Genomic DNA, 19,163 nt, shown 5'->3' with positions numbered 1-19,163 from the left:
GCGGCTAAACGCAAAAAGAACCGGGTGACCCACTGCGCACTCAAGAGCTCACTACCGTTGCTCCCTTCCGGGCCTGGCGGGGTTCGTGAGAGTAAGTCGCGTGGGACCCGGCTCGTGTGTCAGTTTACCATCGGTTTCGCGGTAAACTGGTTGATGTGCCGACCGACCAGATTCTCGCGCCACAACAGGCAGCAGAGCCGATGAACCCGCCCGTGGACGCCCCGGGTGCGACGACGCGTCCGCGCATCGGCTTCGTCTCCCTGGGCTGCCCCAAGAACCTGGTGGACAGCGAAGTGATGATGGGCCTGCTGCACCATGCGGGTGCGGAGCTCACGCCGCGCGCGGAAGACGCCGACATCATCGTCGTCAACACCTGCTCGTTTATCGATTCGGCCAAGCAGGAGAGCGTCAACACCATCCTGGAGATGGCGAACCACAAGGAAGCCAATGGCGGACGCGCGCAAAAGCTGATCGTCGCCGGCTGCCTGGTGGAGCGCTACCGCGACGAGATTCGGAAGAACATTCCGGATGTCGATGCGGTCCTCGGTACCGGCGAACTGGACGCGATTCTTGCCGCCGCCGGCATGCAGCCGGCCAGCGCTGCACCTTCGCCATTCAACATCCTGAACGCCTCGCCTGCCTCGGAGACGCCGGTCAACGGCAACCCGACTCCGCAACAGCTTGCTCATGGCGAGTCGGCGGTGAACGCGCCCGTGCATGACCATGTTCATCTGGAACTCGGCGGTGCTGCTGCGCTCGAAGTGGAAGCCTCGCAGGGCAATCTCTCCGCCGCTACCCTCGCTGAGTCGTCGCTGATCGACCGCGCCTCGTCGGCCGTCCGCAAGCATTCGCAGATGGACGTGCCTGAGCAGACCTCGCGCCCGGAAGGCGACCTGCGGGAGCGCAACGGCCGGTTCAGCCGCGAAGCCTGGGATGGGGCCACCGCAGCACTGCCCAGCTACCTGTACAGCGACGAGACGCCGCGCATCCTCACCACGCCGCGCGCCTCCGCTTACATCAAGATCGCCGAAGGCTGCGATCATCCGTGCGGCTTTTGCATCATCCCGCAACTGCGCGGCAAGTTCCGCTCACGCCGCATCTCGTCCATCGTGAACGAGGCCGAGAACCTGCTGCGCCAGGGCGTGCGCGAGATCACGCTCATCGGCCAGGACACCACCTGCTACGGCGAAGACCTGGGCATGAAGGACGGTCTGGCGATGCTGCTGGAGGCGCTGGCCACGCTGGAAGTGCCGGGCATCGGCCGCATTCACTGGCTGCGGTTCCTCTACGCGTACCCGAACAAGATCACGACTCGCCTGCTTGAGACGATCGCGGCGCACGACAACATTGCCAAGTACCTGGACGTGCCGCTGCAGCACGCCTCCGCGCTGACGCTGAAACGCATGAAGCGCGGCGGCTCCGGTGCCATCTTCCTGCGCATGCTCGAGAAGGCCCGCAGCATCGTTCCGGATATTGCGATCCGCACCAGCTTCATCGTCGGCTTCCCCGGCGAGACGGACGAGGAGTTCGCCGCGCTCGAGGACTTCATCAAGGCCGCGAAGATCGATTGGCTCGGCGTCTTCAGCTATTCCGATGAAGAGGGCGCGGCGGCGTTCGATCTTGGCGAGAAGGTTCCGAAGCGCACCATCGAAGCACGCCGTCGCCGGCTGATGCGCACGCAGCTCAAAATAAGCGCCAAGGCGCGTGCTGCCCAGGTGGGTCGTGTCGTTGAAATTCTAGTCGAAGGCCCGTCGGAAGAGACCGAGCTCCTGTGGAAGGCGCGCACCATGCAGCAGGCGCCCGAGATCGACGGCCACGTTCTGATCAACGACTTCGGCGACCACGAGCAACTGGTCCCCGGCACGTTTTACCGCGCGGAGATCACCGAAGCGCATGACTACGATGTGGTCGCCCGCATCGTCGAATAAGAGTGGAGTAGGAACACCCATGGCAACGACCGCCGACGCGGAACTGATTTTGAAGCTATACGAGATGCGCCGCGAACCTGTAATGCGGGACGCTCGTAAATTCGTCGTGATGGACTTCAACCCAAAGAGCGAAGCCGACCTGTTGGCCGTGCAGCGCGGTATGGGGTCGCAGGAGAACGCGTGGTGGCGTCAGACTGTCACCTACTGGGAGATGGCATCGACCCTGTGCTTGCACGGCGCGCTGGATGCCGAGCTGTACTTCGACGCGAACATGGAAGTGATCGCCGTCTACACGAAGTTCTACGAACTATATAAGCAGGCGACCGGCGTGGACTTCATGCCGCAGACCGCGAAGCTGATCGCGAAGACAGAGTCCGCACAGAAGCGCGTGGAGAACCGCAAGAAGGCGATCGCCCGCTCCGCGGAGCTTGCTGCTGCGAACGCCGCGAAGGCCTAGCACTTTAGGAAACACATGGAAGCGAACTCATCCAATCCGGTGAAGACGATCCCCTGCCCGACCTGCCGCAAGCCCGCGGCGGTTGGGTCAGAGGACTTCCCCTTCTGCAGCGACCGGTGCCGCCTGCTGGATTTGGGCAAGTGGGCCAGCGGCGACTATCGCATCTCGTCGCCGATCCTCGACCCGGACTTGCTCGAAGGTCTTGAAAGTGGCCGCTTGCGAAACGACGACGAGTCGTAGCGTACTTTTTCACACCGTGTTCGGCTCGAGGCGCATCCCATAGCGGCAGATGCCCCGATTGATCTCACGATGGAGCCGACCCGGCGAGGCCGCCAGCATTCCGGACGCCGCGCATGATCGCCTGGTGAACGAGGCTGTCTTCGCCGCGGGCCACCTGCCCGGCGTGAAACGCACGCGCTGGGCCTGGATCGCCGGCACGTTCTTCGGCTGCGGCATGGGGCGTCCCGGCCCGGGCACGTATGGTTCCGTGGCGGCTGCGTTGGTCTGGTTCCTGGTCATGAGGCGCATGCCTGCGCCTGCCATCCCGCTGGTCACCCTGGGGATGGCGGCTGCCGCAACGGCTGTAGGCATTCCCGCCGCCACGCGCGTGGCCCGGGAGAGCGGACGCAAGGACCCGCAGATCGTCGTCATCGACGAGGTCGCCGGCCAGTGGCTTGCGCTGGTCTTCAGCGCGCCCACCGTGCCACTTACCTTGCTCGGCCTCCTGCTCTTTCGCATTTTCGACATTCTGAAGCCACCGCCGGTGCGCGCCCTGGAAAAGCTGCCGGAGGGCACCGGCATCGTCGTAGACGACCTGGCCGCCGGAGGCTATGCCCTGGTCGTGGGCATGTTGCTGCAATTGGCGTGGCTCTACCGCCACCACTAGCGCGAAGCGGCGCACATCCTATCTCCGCATGAACGATGCATCGATCCAACTCGAACCGCGTTCGTCCGAAGGGTCGCTGAGCGCGCAACGGCTGCTGGGCGCCATCCTTGGCTTCACCGGAACAGGTCACCTTACCTTTCTTCGCAAGCCGTTTCACGCACAGGTACCACCGGGGATCCCACTCACTGAAGACCAGGTGGTTGCGCTGTCTGGCCCGGCGGAGCTCTTGCTGGCAGCCTCGTTGCTTCTCGCGAAGTCGAGGAAGACGCGAGTGCCCGTGGGCTGGGCCGCGGCCGCGTTCTTTGTCGCGATCTTTCCCGGCAATATCGCCCAGTGGCAATACCACCGCAATGCTTTCGGCCTGAACACCGACACCAAGCGCTTCCTTCGCCTCTTCGGCCAGCCGGTGCTGATTGCATGGGCGCTGTGGGCGACCGGCGCTCTGCGGAGCGGCGATGCTTCCCGGTCCGGGGAGGCCTCCCGGTGACGGTGAGTGAGGACCAGCGAAATCGCTCCTGGGCTTACGTCCTGCTGCGGGTCATGTTGGGCGTCAACATGGCGTTTCACGGCATCAGCCGCATCATCGCCGGGCCTGGTGTGTTCGCCGCCACACTGGTCCACGGCTTTCAAAATACGATCCTGCCCACGGTGCTGGTGCGCGCCTTTGCATTGACACTGCCGTGGGCCGAGGCTGCCGTGGGCTTGCTCATCCTGGTCGGCCTCTTCCGTCTGCCAGCGCTGCTCGCCGGCGGAGCAATGCTGGTGGCACTCACCTTTGGTTCCACGCTGCGGCAGGATTGGGAGAGCGCTGGGCTGCAGCTCATCTATGCCCTGGTGTACGCTGCGTTGCTGGCGTTCCTCAGCCACGACCGGTACGCAGTTGATCTTGTACTCTGGCGTCCGGCCTGGCGCGCGCGGTAAGCGGACTTGCGGCCGGAGTTACCCTGAAAGAGATGTCATTGCTGGATCAGTTTCGACAGGCGGACACCCAGGCTCCGCACCTGGACACCGTCACACCACCGGCAGCCATGCCGGGCGGCATTCTTGACGTTCGTGGCGTGCGCCTGGCAGCAACGCTGCCCATCGACGCACGCATCGGCGAGACCGCGTTTCCGTTCACTTTCTGCAGCAACAGCCTGGTTTCGCTTCGTGTTCCGGAGGGCGCCATCCCTGGTGACCTGACCCTGCGGTCCGGCGATCACGTGTCTAATGCTCTGCCGGTGCAGATCGCGGTTCCCATCAGCGACACGCTGCACCCCATTACCAATCCCGCCGTCGACATGGATGGCAATGTCTACGCCACGTTCAGCGGCACCCGCGGCCAAGCCGTTCCGGTATCCATCTTCCGTCTCGACCGCGACTTTCAGCAGCGGCCGTTTGTGCGGGATCTGACGAACGCGAGCGGCCTCGCCTTTGGCCCGGACGGCTATCTCTACTGTTCGTCGCGCGCAGAAGGCACGGTGTATCGCATCTCGCCCAGCGGCAGCATGACCCAGTGGGCCGAAGGCATGGGGGTGGCCACCGGCCTGGCGTTCGACGCCGAGGGCAACCTGTACGTCGGCGATCGCAGCGGAACCATCTTCAAGATCAACAGCGGCGGCAACGTCTTTGTCTTTGCAACCCTGGAGCCGTCCGTCTCTGCGTACCACCTGGCCTTCAACGACGCCGGCACACTTTTTGTCACCGGTCCCACCACTAGCTCGAACGAGGTGATCCACGCCATTTCTCCTGACGGCGAAGTCACCATCTGGTTCCGTGGACTGGGCCGTCCGCAGGGCTTGGCCGTCGACCGCGACGGCAACGTCTATGTTGCCGCTTCGCACCGCGGCGAGCGCGGCATTCACCGCATCACCCCGCGCCGCGAGATCTCGCTCGCGGTCAGCGGCAGCGGCCTGGTTGGCCTGGCTTTTCTGGATGACGGCGCCGCCGTGCTCGCCACGACCAACACCCTGTACCACGTGGAGATGGGCGTAACGGGACGCTTGCTGGGCTAAGGAATACGCGCATGATTGCTGAGATTATCGCTGTGGGCAGCGAAATGCTGACCCCGTATCGCGTCGACACCAACTCGCTTGCACTCACCGCGGAGTTGAACAAGCTGGGCGTCGCGGTCGCGTTCAAGACCATCCTCGGCGACGACCTGCAGCAGTTGACCGATGCGGCGCGCATCGCGCTGCGCCGGGCGGACATTGTCTTGTTCTCCGGAGGTCTCGGTCCCACTGAGGATGACTTGACGCGCGAAGCAGTGGCCGCGGTTCTGGGCGTGGGCATGACGCGCGACGCGTCCATCATTGAGAGTCTTCGCGAACGCTTCCGCAAGCGCGGCATCGAGATCCGCGAGAACAACCTGAAGCAGGCCGACGTGATCGACGGCGCTGAAGTGCTGCCGAACGCAAACGGCACCGCGCCCGGCCAGTGGATCGACACGACTTTCGAAGACAAGCGTCGCTTCCTCGTTTTGCTGCCCGGTCCGCCAAAGGAATTGACCGCGTTGTACACCGACCAGGTTGAGCAGCGCCTGCGCGCCGTGGTGCCACAGGTTCATATCGCTATCGCCAGCCTGCGCATGGCCGTGGTGCCGGAGAGCGAGGTGGATGCGCGCACCGCACCTATCTACCAGCAGTACCCTGACGTGCAGACGACCATCCTGAGCACACAGGGCGAGATCCAGCTTCACTTCCAGTGCAGCAAACCGACGCTGGCCGAGGCAGAGGCACGCGTGCGCGAGGTGCAGAGCCGCTGCGCGCAGGAGATGGGCGACGTCGTTTTCAGCGAGAACGATGAAAGCCCTGAAGAGGTGGTGCTCCACACACTGGCTGAGCGGGGCCTCACTCTCGCCGTTGCGGAAAGCTGCACGGGCGGTCTGCTGGGCCAACGTCTCACCTCGGTCACAGGTTCCTCTGGCTCATTCTTGGGTGGCGCCATCGTCTACGCGAATGCAATGAAGACGGCGCTGGCGGATGTGCCGGCAGAGACGATTCACGAGCACGGCGCCGTGAGCGAAGAGGTCGCGCGAGCGCTCGCCGAAGGCATTCGGCGGCGCACCACCGCCGCGTACGGCATCGGCATTACCGGCATTGCCGGACCCGGTGGCGCAACGGAAACCAAGCCTGTTGGGCTGGTGTACGTGGCGCTGGCCGATGCGGAACGCACCGAGTGCCTGACCCTAAACCTGAGTGGAGACCGTGAGCGCGTGCGCTGGTTTGCCTCGCAGTACGCGCTGATGCTCTTGCGCAAACACCTGCTGTAGTGCGCGGGACTCGCCGACTCAACACCCACGGAGCATCAGGCTTCAAGGCTGACTGCTAGACTCAGAGCCGTTATGAACGACACGATCTTTATCGTTCTGAGCCTTGGCATTGCATACCTGCTCGGGTCCATCCCGTTCGGGTACATTCTGGTACGCACGTTTCGCGGCGAAGACATCCGCGCCACCGGCTCGGGCAACATCGGAGCGACCAACGTGGCGCGCTCCGGTGCCAAGGGTCTCGGGATCGCAACGCTGGTGCTCGATGCCCTGAAAGGCTGGCTTGCGGTGTACATCGCGCAGCGGCTCGCCCTGCACTACGGTGCGTTTCCGCACGGCTACGATGTCGCCGCGCTTGCCGGACTTTTCGCCGTGCTTGGACACATGTTTCCGGTGTGGCTTGGCTTTCGCGGAGGCAAGGGCGTGGCAACAGCGCTGGGTGTGTTTCTCGCGCTCATGCCGTTCGTTACGCTTGTCGCAGTGCTGGTGTTTGCCGGTGTTGTTGTCACCACCCGTTACGTGTCGCTGGGCTCCATCATCGGTGCCGCGGTGCTTGCGATTCTCGCGGTGTGCTTCGACGGACGGCACCGGATCATCGTCGACCTTTGCTACATCGCGATTGCCCTGCTGGTTATCTGGAAGCACAGCGGAAACATTCAGCGGCTGCGCGCAGGAACCGAATCAAAGTTCGGTCAGAAGAGCGCGGCAACGCTGCCCTAGCCACCACGCCAATATAGGAGAGATGTTGTGAGCAGAATCGCTGTGATCGGCGCAGGCGCGTGGGGAACCGCGCTGGCGCTCTCGCTGGCACGCCAGGGCCGCCACGAAGTTACGCTCTGGGCGCACTCGCCCGATCATGCCGCGGAGATGGAGCGCACCCGCGAGAACACGCGCTACCTGCCGGGCTTTGCCCTGCAAAGCGATCTGCACATCACGAACGACCTCATCTCTCTACCCGGCCGCGCGGACATCCTGCTGAGCGTCACACCCTCGGTCAATTTGCCCGAGACGATCCGCGCGCTCGCTCCGCACCTTTCGGATCGCCACGTGTACGTGTCCGCCTCCAAGGGCATCGAGGACGGCACGCATCGCAGGATGAGCGAGGTCGTTGCCGCCGCTTCGCCCGTGCGCTTTGCCGTGCTCGGCGGACCCTCCTTTGCCAAGGAGGTCGCAGCCGCGCTGCCTACCACCGCAACGCTCGCCTGCGTCGACGCAGAGGTGGCGCGTTCGCTGCAGAATGACTTTTCCTCCGAATCGTTGCGCGTGTACACCAATGACGACGTGGTCGGCGTGGAGTTGGGTGGCGCTTTGAAGAATGTGATCGCGCTGGCCGCGGGAGTGGTCGCCGGCCTCGAACTCGGATCTAACGCCGCCGCGGCGCTGATTACGCGCGGCATGGCAGAGATCACGCGGCTCGCGGTTGCCTGCGGCGCTCGCCCGGAGACCATGGCTGGCCTCGCCGGCTACGGCGACCTGGTGCTCACCTGCACCGGTTCGCTCTCGCGCAACCGCACGGTCGGTGTGGAGCTGGGTCGCGGCCGCAAGCTCGACGACATCATCGCATCGCTGAATGGCAAAGTGGCCGAAGGGGTCCGCTGCACCGGTGCCGCACGTGGCTTGGCTGCCCGGCATGGCGTGGAGATGCCGATCACCGATCACATGTACGCCATTCTCTACGAGGGCCTGAGCCCGCGCGATGCCATCCGCACGCTGATGACACGTCCCGGACGCGGCGAGTAAGCCGCCGAAGACCCGCGACGGCGGGCGAAGTCCGCCATCGTAAGCTGGTCGCCGTACACTAGGGTCGATGCCGCTTTCCCTGTTTGGCCGGGACGAAGATCGCCCGAAGAAGCCCAGTTTCTTTCAACGCGTTCGGCAAGCCGTCACGGGTGAACCGGCGACCGTGCCCGAGCCGGAGCGCGCCGAAGCCACACGTCCGGAGCCGATAAGCCCACCCGCAAAGATCCCAGCGCCGGTGCCGTTGGGTGCCACGCCTGAGGACGCCTTTGCCGCCCCGGAGACATCGGCCGAGCTTGCCGAGGTGGAAGGCATCGAAACACCGGGTGTCGATGCGTTTGCTCTGGCCGGGTCCGCCTCTGAGCCGCAGACGTTTGAGGCGCCAGAAGAGCCGCTGACCGTTCATGACGACGCCCGCCGGCCGGAACAGCCCACGATCCACGTCGCGGTGACTCCGCCAGTCCCGCCAGCCCGAGTCGCGTCACCCAGCTCCACCGTGCAGGCAAACGAGTTCGGCCTGCGCCCCATGACGACCAACTTCTCCTTCGGCGGCTACGCCTCGGCCGAGGAGGAGGATGCGAGCTTCCTGGACCGCATGCGCACGGCGGCATCGCGCACGCGCGAGTCGCTGTCCACCTCGCTCGATTCGGTTCTCGCGCTGGGCCGCACCGTCGACGAAGATACGCTCGAAGAGCTGGAAGCCGTCCTTCTGACGGCCGACCTGGGCGTAACCACGACCAACGAGGTCATCGGGAACCTGCGTGCCCGCGCCCTGCGCGAAAAGGCGGACGCCGCGGAGTTGAAAGGCCTGCTGCGCGAAGAGTTGCAGCGCATTCTCGATTCGGTGCAGCAGCCCACCGACCATCCGGCACAGGCGCCCGAGGTGATCATGATGGTGGGCGTGAACGGCACCGGCAAGACCACCACCAGCGGCAAGCTGGCAGCGCTCTACGGCACCCATGGCCGCCGCGCCCTGCTGTGCGCTGCTGACACGTTCCGCGCGGCCGCAATCGAGCAGCTTGAGGTGTGGGCAAAGCGTTCGAACGTGGACGTAATCAAGACCCGGCAGGGTGGCGATCCGAGCGCCGCGCTGTACGACGCGCTTACCGCAGGCAAGGCGCGCGGCGTCGACATCGTCATCGTGGACACGGCCGGCCGTCTGCACAACAAGGCTGGCCTGATGGCCGAGCTGGACAAGATGCGGCGCACCGCCGAAAAGCTGGTGCCCGGCGCACCGCACCAGACCTTTCTCGTGATGGACGCGACCACCGGTCAGAACGGCCTGCAGCAGGCGCGGCTATTCCTGGAATCGGCGCGCGTCTCCGGCATCGTGCTCACGAAGCTGGACGGCACGGCCAAGGGCGGCGTGGTCCTGGCGATCGCTCGCGAATTGAAGTTGCCCGTGGTGTTCGTCGGCGTGGGCGAAAAAATGGAAGACATCCTGCCCTTCAATAGCGACAATTTCCTCACATCCCTCCTGGGTTGATCGAAGGAGTCGCCATGGAAGCCAGCGAGATCTCGGAGTTCATGGAGCAGCAGGAGAAGGCCTCCGAAACGCACATGATGGCCGTGTCGTTTTCCATCAGCGTTCTGGCCGTGCTGGTCGCGCTGGTCACGGTACTCAGCCATCGCGCCCACACTGCTGCGGTGCTGAACCAGTCCCGCGCTTCGGACGAGTGGAACCTGTACCAGGCCAAGAAGATCCGGCAGTCCAACATCGCAACAACGATCAGCCTGTTGCAGGTGTTGAAGCCGGGCGACGCCGCAGCCGAGAAACAGATTGCGGACTTCCGTCAGCACACCTCCAAGTGGGACAGCGACCTGTCGGAATCCGAGCACCGCGCCCACGCGCTGGAAATGCAGGTGGAAGCCGAGGAACACCGCGCCAGCCGCTATGACGCGGGCGAAGCCCTGCTGCAGATTGGGGTCGTGCTGGCGTCCATCACGCTGCTTACGCGGCAGCGCATCTACTGGCTGGTTGCCCTTGCGATTGGGCTGGTGGGTCTAGGGTATGGCGCTGCAGGCCTCTTGGCGCATTGAGGTTTCGCGCGCGACAATAGCCGACAACACGCAACGGAAATATCGCTGACCGCCCTCTCATCTGCGGAACCAGGAGGGCAAGTATGGGCTTGATGGACATGGTCACGTCGATGATGGGGAACGCTGGCGGCGAACAGGGCGAGAAAGCGACCGTCACCGGTGGCCTGATGGAGGAACTGCAGAACCATCCCGGCGGTGTGGGCGGCGTGATGCAGTCGTTCCAGCAGAACGGATTGGGTGGTCTGATCCAACAGTGGTCAAACGGCCAGACCGCGCCCGCTGCTCCCAGTCAGATCGAGCAGGGTTTGGGCGGCACAGGCCTGATCGAGAACATCGCACAGCGTACCGGCCTGTCCCCGACCGTGGTCAAAATGGGCTTGGCGGTTGCGGTGCCAATGCTGATCCACCACTATTTCTCAAACGGCCATGTCGATCAGCAGGGTCAGCAGACGGGGCCGCAGCCGGAATCGGGCGGCGTTCTGCAGAACATCCTCGGACGAATCATCTAGGCAGAGCTGCGGAAGCGGTTGGCATCGTTGCCGCATCCAAACGGGGCAACGATGCCGTTTACCGCCACCGATACCGCCCACATGCAGCGAGCCCTTGAGCTTGCGAAGGGGACGTTGGGCCTTACCTCGCCCAACCCCCAGGTAGGCTGCGTGCTGGCGCATGGCAATGTGATCGTGGGCGAAGGCGCTCACCGCTACGATCTGCGCGACCACGCCGAAGTCGTCGCACTGAAGCAGGCTGGTGAGCAGGCACGTGGTGCAACCGCCTACGTCACGTTGGAGCCCTGCTCACACTTCGGCCGCACCGGCCCGTGCGCCAACGCGCTGATCGACGCGGGCGTGGCTCGCGTGATCGCCGCCACGCTCGATCCCAATCCGCTGGTCGCCGGCCAAGGCATGGCTCGCATCGCGAACGCCGGCATCCTCGCCGAAGACGGTCTGCTGCAAGCCGAAGCGCGCGCGATGAACGACGCGTACGCCCGGCACATCCTCACCGGCATGCCGCTGGTCACACTCAAGTCGGCGCTCAGCGTGGACGGCCGGCTTGCTCCTCTGCCTGTGCAGTGCGCAGCCAACGCACCGTTCTGGCTTACCGGCACGGCCGCGCGCGAAGAGGTGCATCGCTTTCGCCACAGCAGCGACGCCATCCTCACCGGCGTGGGAACGGTGCTGGCGGACGACCCCATCCTCTCGGACCGCAGCAATCTTCCGCGACGGCGACGCCTGTTGCGCGTTGTGCTTGATTCTCAATGCCGCACGCCGCTCAGCTCGCGCCTGGTGGAAAGCGCCATAGACGATCTGCTGATCATCTGCGCTCCCACCGCCCCCTTTGACCGGCAGCGTGCCCTGCGGGCGCGCGGAGTTCGTGTAGAGTCGCTGCCCTTGCTGATGCCCGAGGAGCGCGCCAGCAGCAACACGCACGCCGCCGACAGCCGCCCGGAAGCGCATCGGCCGGAACTCGATCTGCGCGCGGTGCTCAAGCGGCTGGGCGAGATGGATATCCTCTCCGTGCTGCTGGAAGCAGGACCGGGCCTCAACTCATCGTTCCTCAACGCCGGGCTGGTCGATAAGGTTGTGCTCTTCTTTGCGGAGGTCGAGCTCGGCGCAGCATCGATCCCCTTCGCCAACGACGCCAACAACCCTTTCGCCCTGATCGAACGCCTGCAGAACATCGACCGCAGTGACTTCGTGCATGAGACGACTGGCGGCGCGCGTGGTGTGGACGCCTGCGTGCGGGGCACGCTGCATGACCCCTGGGCGGAAAACTTCGTGCTCACCCCGCTGTCGGCGGCCTGACCTGGGCGGCTTACGATAGAGCTATGTTTACAGGATTGATCGCGGAGCTTGGCCGCGTGGAATGGGTTGAGGAGCGCACCGGTGCGATGCGCATCCGGGTGGCGGCGCCCACGCTTGCAGCGCGCCTGGCTGAGGGCGACTCTATCGCCGTCTCTGGCGTCTGCCTCACGGCGCTCGCCATCACACCCCAGGCCTTCGAAGCAGACCTGGCGAAGGAGACCATCGCGCGCACCTCGCTGTCGCGTCTGCAGCCGGGCACGGCCGTGAACCTGGAGCTGCCCACGCCGGCCGGCACACCGCTGGGCGGCCACGTGGTGCAGGGCCACGTAGACGGCGTGGGTCACTTGCGCTCGCTCACGGCCGTGGCTGCCGCCGCTAGCGGCGAGAGCGACTGGGTGCTCGAGCTTACCGCGCCGCCCGCTGTCGCGCGCTACGTCGTTGAAAAAGGCTCGATCACGGTAGAGGGCATCTCGCTTACAGTCGCGTCCGTCGCGCACCAGCCGGCTGGCGAAGCCACCGTGACGATCGCGATCATTCCGCACACCTACGCCGCGACAAACCTGCACACGTTGGACTCCGGCGACGAAATGAACCTGGAGGCCGATGTGCTCGCGAAGTACGCCGAACAGCGTGCCCGCCTGGAACGCCACCCGCAGTCGCAGATCACTGAAGAATCCTTGATCGCTGCGGGCTTCTGATCCCCAGCGCGGAGCCCTCGCGCACGCGGAACCTAAGTGGTTGCCAGTACCGCTTCGGGCAGCTCCAGTTGCTCGGCCGCCGGCTCCACGTACGGTTGAAAGTGCGCGCGGCATCGCGCCTCATACATGCCCGCTGCGCCCACCACGACCAACTCCGTGCTCCTGCCCAGGCGCTGGGTGTGAATGGCCGGTTGCCCGCACACCATGCACACGGCGTTCAGCTTGGTGACGCGATCCGCCAACGCCATCAGTGCGGGCACCGGGCCGAACGGCTCGTTGGCGAACGTGGTGTCCAGGCCGGCGAGGATGACGCGCTTTCCCAGCGCCACCAGTTCCAGCGCCAGCGGCTGAATGCCGTCATCGAAAAACTGCGCCTCGTCCAGGCCGACCACATCTACCTGCGAGACTAGGTCCGTCGCAAACAGCGCTTCGCGCAGGCGTTCGCTGTTGGGCGTCACCACGGCGGCTTCCATCGTCTGCTCCGAGTGCGAAGCGATGGCCGTGCGATGGTAGCGCAGGTCGATGTCCGGCTTGTAGCAAGCGACGCGCTGCCGAGCGATCTTGGCCCGCTTCAAGCGCCGGATCAGCTCCTCGCTCTTGCCGGAAAACATGGGCCCGGTGATCACTTCCAACACGCCGGGATGAATCGCCGCGCCCTCGCCGGCGACCGATGAGACCTGGTGCATGGATGTATCGTACCCGCGAGCGGTGTGGAACACGCGTAGGTCGGGCAGGCGCACTCGCCTTGGGTCGCCTAGCTAACCCTTAGCTACCGGCTGCCACAGTTCAAACCGATTCCCCTCAGGGTCGGTCGCCCATGCAAACTTTCCGAAACCCTCGTCCATGCGCTTCGGATCGATCGTTGCGCCCGCGGTTTTCAGGTTGAACAGAATGCCCTCGATGTCGTCGACGCGATAGTTGATCATCACCTGCTGCGTGTGCTCGCCGAAGTAGTCCGTGTTCTCCGGGAACGTCGACCATGCCGTCGCGCCAGTGCCAGCGGGAACTTCATCGGACCACTTCAGCTTGGCACCGCCGTATGACTCTAAGTGGATGCCGAGATGATCGGCATACCACTGCCGAAGCGACTTCGGATCCTTTGCACGCAGGAACACACCGCCAATGCCTGTAACACGCGCCATTGCTGCACCTCTGTGGATTACAGACTTTCTACTACGACTGCGGTTCCGTACGCCAGAACTTCCGTGACGCCCTGCATGATCTCGTTCGCGTCATAGCGGAAGCTGATCACGGCATTGGCGCCGATCTGCGCGGCGTGCTCGCTCATGCGAGCGAACGCATCGGCCCGCGTCTTCTCACAGAGCTCGGTGTAGATGGTGATGTCGCCACCGACCAGCGTCTGAAAGCTGGCACCGATGCTCCCGAAGACCGAGCGTGAGCGCACCACGATGCCGCGCACGACGCCCAGGCTCCGCACGATGCGGAACCCGGGCAGTTCAAGTGCTGTGGTCACCAGTGCAGGATTCACCGGCATGTTCTCTCCTGTTCGGCTTACTTTTTCTGGCGATACAGCTCGATCAGGTGATTGGTCGAGCTGTCGTGTTTCAGGTCGGGTGTACCGCTGTTCTCCAGCTCGCCCAGGATCCTGGTCGCCAGCACCTTGCCCAGTTCCACACCCCACTGGTCAAAGCTGTTGATGTTCCAGATCACACCCTGAGTGAACACGTTGTGCTCATACAGCGCGACCAGCTTGCCCAGCATGGCAGGCGTTAGTTCGTCGGCAAGGATCGTGTTCGACGGACGATTGCCCTCGAACACGCGATGCGGCACGAGATCTTCCTTCGTACCTTCCGCGCGGACTTCGTCGGCCGTCTTGCCGAAAGCGAGCGCCTCCGCCTGCGCAAATACGTTGGCGATCAGCATGTCATGGTGACGGCCAAGTGGGTTTAGCGACTTGTAGAAGCCGATGAAGTCGCACGGGATCAGGCGCGTTCCCTGGTGGATCAATTGGTAGAACGAGTGCTGGCCGTTGGTACCTGGCTCGCCCCAGTAGATCGGGCCGGTCTGCGTGTGCACGTGCTTGCCTTCCAGCGTCACGTGCTTGCCGTTGGACTCCATGGTCAACTGCTGCAGGTACGCCGGGAAGCGCTTCAGGTATTGCTCATACGGCAGAATCGCGATCGTCTGCGCGTCGAAATGATCGGTGTACCAGACCGTCAGCAGAGCCAACAGCACCGGCAGGTTCTTCTCCAGCGGAGCCGTGCGGAAGTGCACGTCCATGGCGTGGAAGCCGGCGAGCATGTCGCGGAAGTTCTGCGGCCCGATCGCGATCATCGTCGACAGGCCGATCGCCGAGTCCATGGAGTAGCGGCCGCCGACCCAGTCCGAAAACTCGAACATGTTCTCGGTATCGATGCCGAACTTCGCCACTTCCTTCGCGTTCGTGCTCATCGCGACGAAGTGCTTGGCGATGCCATCTTCTGTGCCGCCGTTCGCCAAGAACCAGTCGCGCGCGGAGTGCGCATTCGTCATGGTCTCCAGCGTGGTGAAGGTCTTCGACGCAACCAGAAACAGCGTCTCGTCGGCGTTCAGGCCGTGTACCGCCTCGACAAGATCTGTGCCATCCACGTTCGAGACAAAGCGGAACTCCAGGTCGCGCTGCGAGTAGTGCTTCAGCGCCTCGTACGCCATCACCGGACCCAGGTCAGAACCACCAATACCGATGTTGATCACGTTCTTAATGCGCTTGCCGGTCAGGCCCTTCCACTCGCCGCTGCGCACCTTGTCACTGAAGGCGCTCATTTTGTCGAGCACCTTGTGCACGCCGGGCACCACGTCTTCGCCGTCGACCAGGATCTTCTCCTCCTTGGGCGCGCGCAGGGCCACGTGCAGCACGGCGCGGTTCTCGGTCGTGTTGATCTTCTGCCCGGTGAACATCGCTTCCGTTGCCTGCTTCAGGCCCGCAGACTCAGCCAGGGCGAAGAGCAGCTTCAGCGTTTCGTCGTTGATGCGGTTCTTGGAGTAGTCCAGCAGAATGCCTTCCGCCTCGGCCGTGTAGCGCGTGCCGCGGCTCGGGTCCTCAGCAAACATCTGCTTCAATTCCTGCTTGCCGATCTCTGCGTGATGCTTCTCCAGCGCAATCCATGCCTCGTGCCGCTGCGGTGCCGTACCCGGTGCTGCCATCGTCCTACTCCCTCTTGCCGTGCGAATTTGTTCTGCCGCTGAAAAGTCTGGTGATCACGTCTACGATACGCCCGCGCCTCGCTGCATCCGATGAACCATGGACCGCAACGAAGCCGGCAGCATCTTTACCCAGTTCTTAGATGATCTGCCGAACGGCAAGAGCACCGACATCCACATCCTGACTGACGCCGACGCCGACGGCCTGCCCGCCGCAGCGCTTCTGGTGCGTTCCCTGCATGCGGATGGCTACACGCGCGTGACCGCGGAGACGCGGAAGAAATTTGAAAACGCCTGGATGCCCGAAGTGCACGCCCGTCTCAAGCAACGCAATCCGCAGGCACTGCTGCTGGTCGACCTGGGCGCGCGGCCCGACGAGTTGCTGCCGGGCATCCCAACGCTGCTCATCGACCACCATGCGCCGTTCGGCACACCTCCGGGAGCGACGCTGCTGACCAGTTACGGCACCGAGCCCACGGCTACCAGCGGCCTGCTGGCACTATGGTGCGCCCAGGCCATTGCACCCGACCTGGCGAACGAACTGCAGTGGCTGGCCGGCATCTCGCTGCTTTCCGACCTCGGCGACAAAGCGCCGTTCGACGATCTTGCGGAGAGCAAAGCGCGCTTTGGGGCTACCGCTCTGAAAGACCTGACGGCGCTGCTCAACGCTCCGCGTCGTACTGCAGAAGGCGATGCCACCGAAGCTCTGGAACTGCTGCTGCGAGGCGCCTCGCCCAAGCAGATCTTGAAGAGCAACGACCCCGCTCTGGACGCTCTGAAGACCGCAAAGGCGGAGGTGAGCGAGGCGCTCGCAGTTGCCCGCAAAGCTCCGCCAAGGTTCTCCACCAAGTGGACCGAAGAACTCGGCGCCGACATCATCATGGTGCGCATCGACACACCTTGCCAAGTGCATCCGCTGGTTGCGCAAATCTGGCGGCCTCGGTTTCCGAAAGCGGTCATCTTTGGCGTGAACGTTGGCTTCCGCCCCGGCTTCGTCCACTTTGCCGGCCGCGCGCCTAAGGGCGTCAACCTGGTGCAGTTCCTGCGCAACCACACGCCAGAGGGCGCTGACGGCACCTTCGGGGGCGGGCACGATCAGGCCAGCGGAGGCGCGCTGCCGGTTGCCCTCTGGAACCCCTTCGTCGCAATGCTGGGCTTCGGCCCGGAGTTGCAGGTGACTGAAAGTTCGCAGACGGCCCTCTTCGCCTGAAGTCACGAGCACGTAGCCGGCGCACCGCTCCACCATCTACTCTGGCCCTAACCCGCAATGAGTGGACGACGGCAGAGCCTGAACCTACTTGTCAGCGCTGTGTGGACAGCGCTCTTTGTCCTGCCCGTTTATACCTTTTGCGCCAAGCACACAGGAGCGGCCCAGCTCGTCCTCTTCCTGATCGCGGGCATCCTGGCCTCCATCGTTCCGCGCGCGATACTGAGGCGTCTTCAACTCAGCGCGAATCCTCTGCTGTATCGCCGCCTACGCGTTCCTCTGCTGGTCCGCTTCACCCAGGACGCGCCGTGGCTCAAGCGTCTCTCCAGCGGCGCGGCCGCAAACCCGCGGCACACTCGCGCCACGCTCCAAGGGCTCATGCGCGATTCGTGGATGAGAGAACGCTTTCACCTTGGGCTCGGCGTCTTCTACGCCCTGTGTTCCGCGGTTGCGCTCTTGCATATGCTGGTCGCGTGGGCCGTCGTCCTGACCGCGGCAAACTTGGTCTACAACATCTACCCGATCTGGCTTCAGCAATACCTGCGCCTGCGAATCAAACCCTTGCTGCGACACTGATTTGCGAGGCTGAGGCAGCGCGCATCCAACCACGCATGCGACTCGCTTCCCTGCTTCCGCTTGCACTCGCCGCGTCGTTCGCCTGCGCACAAATGCCTGAGGCGACCACGACTGTGTTGCAGCACGCGCGCCTCATCGACGGCAACGGCGGCACGCCTATGGCTGACGCCACCCTCGTCTTGCGCGGCCGCAACATCGCCGCCATCAACCCGGCGAAGCTGCCTGCCGGGGCAACGATCGTCGACCTCTCCGGCAAGACGGTGATGCCCTCCATCATCAGCGACCACTCGCACCTGGGTCAGATCCAGGACGGCAAGGGCGGAGCCGGCCTTTACACGCGCGAAAACCTGCTGAACCAGCTTGCGCAATGGCAAGCGTATGGCGTTGACACGATTGTCTCGCTTGGCCTGAACGACCCGACTGTCTTTTACCCCATGCGAGCCGAAGCCCACACAGGCACCCTGCCCGGCGCCGATTTCTTCGGTGCCGATCGTGGCATCGGCGTGCCGAACGGAGCTCCGCCCACGCCTGCGCAGCCCGGACCCTATCGACCGGCTACGCCTGAGGAGGCACGCGCTGCTGTCCGCGAGATGGTCGCGCGCCATACTGACCTGATCAAGGTCTGGGTCGATGATTTTCACGGCACCATGCCCACCAAGATGAGCCCCGCCATCTACGGAGCGGTGATCGACGAAGCGCACAGGTACAACGTGCGTGTGGCGGCGCACGTCTTCTACCAAGCCGACGCGAAGCAGCTCGTTCGTGACGGCATCGACATCCTCGCCCATGGCGTTCGCGACACCCCTGTCGACGACGAGTTCATCGCGCTGCTGAAGCAGCACGGCACTTGGTACATCGCCACGCTTGACCTGGATGAGGCCACCTATTTGTGGGCGCAGCACCCGGCCATCATGGACACGCCCTTCTTCCAGCACGCGGTCTCACCCGGTCTGGCCGCTCACTTCACTGACCCGGCGTGGAGGGACAAGGTCAACGGCAACACTCAAACCGTCGAGCAATCCAAAGCCGCCCTCGCGCAGAACAAGGCCAACCTGAAACGGCTCGTGGACGCGGGTGTGAACGTCGGCTTCGGCACCGACTCCGGCGCAAACACCGAACGCATTCCCGGCTTCGCCGAGCATCGCGAATTGCACCTGAGCGTGGAAGCCGGCCTCTCGCCCATGCAGGCAATCACACTGGCGACCAAGAACGCCGCGGCAGAGATGAAGCTGACCGACCGTGGCATCATCGCACCCGGCAAGCGAGCCGACCTGCTGGTGCTCGACGCGGACCCGAGCCAGGACATTGACAACACACAAACCATCCGCGCCGTGTGGCACAACGGCAAGCAGGTTAGCGGTCCGGTCACCTCGTTCGAGCCACGTTGAGATCGACACGCAAAAGCGAATGGCACGGCCAAAGCCGTGCCATTCCGATTCAG

22 protein-coding genes and 1 other RNA gene are annotated in these 19,163 nt (G+C 64.1%); 18 read left to right on the top strand and 5 right to left on the bottom strand.

What is annotated here, in order from left to right:
- Positions 1 to 15 precede the first annotated feature (15 nt).
- An RNA gene (ffs, locus tag OHL12_RS00585) (signal recognition particle sRNA small type) lies at positions 16 to 113 on the bottom strand.
- 87 nt (positions 114 to 200) lie between these two features.
- Here ffs and OHL12_RS00580 point away from each other — a divergent pair.
- From OHL12_RS00580 to OHL12_RS00510, 15 genes are all read left to right on the top strand, one after another.
- A complete protein-coding gene (locus OHL12_RS00580) occupies positions 201 to 1,928 on the top strand; it encodes a MiaB/RimO family radical SAM methylthiotransferase (protein ID WP_263411901.1) in 1,728 nt (575 codons plus the stop codon).
- 19 nt (positions 1,929 to 1,947) lie between these two features.
- On the top strand, positions 1,948 to 2,385 hold the full coding sequence (locus OHL12_RS00575) for a DUF4760 domain-containing protein (RefSeq protein WP_263411900.1): 438 nt from the start codon (positions 1,948 to 1,950) through the stop codon (positions 2,383 to 2,385).
- A 15-nt stretch (positions 2,386 to 2,400) separates the two neighbouring features.
- Positions 2,401 to 2,625, top strand: coding sequence for a DNA gyrase inhibitor YacG (locus OHL12_RS00570; protein ID WP_263411899.1), 225 nt, complete (start codon positions 2,401 to 2,403; stop codon positions 2,623 to 2,625).
- 49 nt (positions 2,626 to 2,674) lie between these two features.
- The gene (locus OHL12_RS00565) at positions 2,675 to 3,271 is read left to right on the top strand and encodes a phosphatidylglycerophosphatase A family protein (RefSeq protein WP_263411898.1); all 597 of its coding nucleotides are present in this window, start codon (positions 2,675 to 2,677) and stop codon (positions 3,269 to 3,271) included.
- A gap of 28 nt (positions 3,272 to 3,299) precedes the next feature.
- A complete protein-coding gene (locus OHL12_RS00560) occupies positions 3,300 to 3,758 on the top strand; it encodes a DoxX family protein (RefSeq protein WP_263411897.1) in 459 nt (152 codons plus the stop codon).
- The gene (locus OHL12_RS00555; RefSeq protein WP_263411896.1) at positions 3,755 to 4,192 is read left to right on the top strand and encodes a DoxX family protein; all 438 of its coding nucleotides are present in this window, start codon (positions 3,755 to 3,757) and stop codon (positions 4,190 to 4,192) included. Before OHL12_RS00560 ends, OHL12_RS00555 begins: the two co-directional genes overlap by 4 nt.
- A 32-nt stretch (positions 4,193 to 4,224) precedes the next feature.
- Positions 4,225 to 5,265, top strand: coding sequence for a Vgb family protein (locus OHL12_RS00550; RefSeq protein WP_263411895.1), 1,041 nt, complete (start codon positions 4,225 to 4,227; stop codon positions 5,263 to 5,265).
- Between the two features lie 11 nt (positions 5,266 to 5,276).
- Positions 5,277 to 6,521 (top strand): competence/damage-inducible protein A, encoded by a 1,245-nt coding sequence (locus OHL12_RS00545; protein WP_263411894.1) that lies wholly within the window; start codon positions 5,277 to 5,279, stop codon positions 6,519 to 6,521.
- A 72-nt stretch (positions 6,522 to 6,593) separates the two neighbouring features.
- Positions 6,594 to 7,238 carry a glycerol-3-phosphate 1-O-acyltransferase PlsY gene (plsY, locus tag OHL12_RS00540; protein ID WP_263411893.1) on the top strand — a complete coding sequence of 215 codons (645 nt, stop codon included), beginning with the start codon at positions 6,594 to 6,596 and terminating at the stop codon, positions 7,236 to 7,238.
- Positions 7,239 to 7,265: 27 nt separating this feature from the next.
- On the top strand, positions 7,266 to 8,258 hold the full coding sequence (locus tag OHL12_RS00535) for an NAD(P)H-dependent glycerol-3-phosphate dehydrogenase (protein ID WP_263411892.1): 993 nt from the start codon (positions 7,266 to 7,268) through the stop codon (positions 8,256 to 8,258).
- A gap of 67 nt (positions 8,259 to 8,325) precedes the next feature.
- Positions 8,326 to 9,741, top strand: coding sequence for a signal recognition particle-docking protein FtsY (gene ftsY, locus OHL12_RS00530; protein WP_317889786.1), 1,416 nt, complete (start codon positions 8,326 to 8,328; stop codon positions 9,739 to 9,741).
- 14 nt (positions 9,742 to 9,755) lie between these two features.
- Positions 9,756 to 10,295, top strand: coding sequence for a DUF4337 domain-containing protein (locus OHL12_RS00525; protein WP_263411891.1), 540 nt, complete (start codon positions 9,756 to 9,758; stop codon positions 10,293 to 10,295).
- Positions 10,296 to 10,378: 83 nt separating this feature from the next.
- Positions 10,379 to 10,804 carry a YidB family protein gene (locus tag OHL12_RS00520; protein ID WP_263411890.1) on the top strand — a complete coding sequence of 142 codons (426 nt, stop codon included), beginning with the start codon at positions 10,379 to 10,381 and terminating at the stop codon, positions 10,802 to 10,804.
- A 51-nt stretch (positions 10,805 to 10,855) separates the two neighbouring features.
- Positions 10,856 to 12,100, top strand: coding sequence for a bifunctional diaminohydroxyphosphoribosylaminopyrimidine deaminase/5-amino-6-(5-phosphoribosylamino)uracil reductase RibD (gene ribD / locus OHL12_RS00515; protein ID WP_263411889.1), 1,245 nt, complete (start codon positions 10,856 to 10,858; stop codon positions 12,098 to 12,100).
- Positions 12,101 to 12,123: 23 nt separating this feature from the next.
- On the top strand, positions 12,124 to 12,798 hold the full coding sequence (locus OHL12_RS00510; protein ID WP_263411888.1) for a riboflavin synthase: 675 nt from the start codon (positions 12,124 to 12,126) through the stop codon (positions 12,796 to 12,798).
- Positions 12,799 to 12,830: 32 nt separating this feature from the next.
- On the opposite strand, the gene OHL12_RS00505 is transcribed toward OHL12_RS00510, so the two are convergent.
- From OHL12_RS00505 to pgi, 4 genes are all read right to left on the bottom strand, one after another.
- A complete protein-coding gene (locus OHL12_RS00505; protein ID WP_263411887.1) occupies positions 12,831 to 13,484 on the bottom strand; it encodes a thymidine kinase in 654 nt (217 codons plus the stop codon).
- Positions 13,485 to 13,556: 72 nt separating this feature from the next.
- Positions 13,557 to 13,940, bottom strand: coding sequence for a VOC family protein (locus OHL12_RS00500; protein ID WP_263411886.1), 384 nt, complete (start codon positions 13,938 to 13,940; stop codon positions 13,557 to 13,559).
- Between the two features lie 17 nt (positions 13,941 to 13,957).
- Complete coding sequence (locus OHL12_RS00495; protein WP_263411885.1) at positions 13,958 to 14,293, bottom strand: YbjQ family protein; 336 nt, start codon at positions 14,291 to 14,293, stop codon at positions 13,958 to 13,960.
- Positions 14,294 to 14,310: 17 nt separating this feature from the next.
- On the bottom strand, positions 14,311 to 15,942 hold the full coding sequence (pgi, locus tag OHL12_RS00490) for a glucose-6-phosphate isomerase (RefSeq protein WP_263411884.1): 1,632 nt from the start codon (positions 15,940 to 15,942) through the stop codon (positions 14,311 to 14,313).
- A gap of 97 nt (positions 15,943 to 16,039) precedes the next feature.
- On the opposite strand from pgi, the gene OHL12_RS00485 reads away from it, so the two are divergent.
- Genes OHL12_RS00485 through OHL12_RS00475 form a run of 3 tightly spaced genes read left to right on the top strand, consistent with a single transcriptional unit; the run spans position 16,040 to position 19,110 of the window.
- On the top strand, positions 16,040 to 17,149 hold the full coding sequence (locus OHL12_RS00485; RefSeq protein WP_263411883.1) for a hypothetical protein: 1,110 nt from the start codon (positions 16,040 to 16,042) through the stop codon (positions 17,147 to 17,149).
- A 57-nt stretch (positions 17,150 to 17,206) separates the two neighbouring features.
- A complete protein-coding gene (locus OHL12_RS00480; protein ID WP_263411882.1) occupies positions 17,207 to 17,722 on the top strand; it encodes a glycosyl-4,4'-diaponeurosporenoate acyltransferase CrtO family protein in 516 nt (171 codons plus the stop codon).
- Between the two features lie 35 nt (positions 17,723 to 17,757).
- Positions 17,758 to 19,110, top strand: a complete 1,353-nt coding sequence (locus OHL12_RS00475) for an amidohydrolase family protein (RefSeq protein ID WP_263411881.1) — start codon at positions 17,758 to 17,760, stop codon at positions 19,108 to 19,110.
- The last annotated feature ends 53 nt before the right edge of the window (positions 19,111 to 19,163 follow it).

The sequence above is a fragment of the Terriglobus aquaticus genome (assembly GCF_025685415.1).
GTDB lineage: Bacteria > Acidobacteriota > Terriglobia > Terriglobales > Acidobacteriaceae > Terriglobus > Terriglobus aquaticus.
This window is presented reverse-complemented; position numbering and strand designations above follow the sequence as displayed.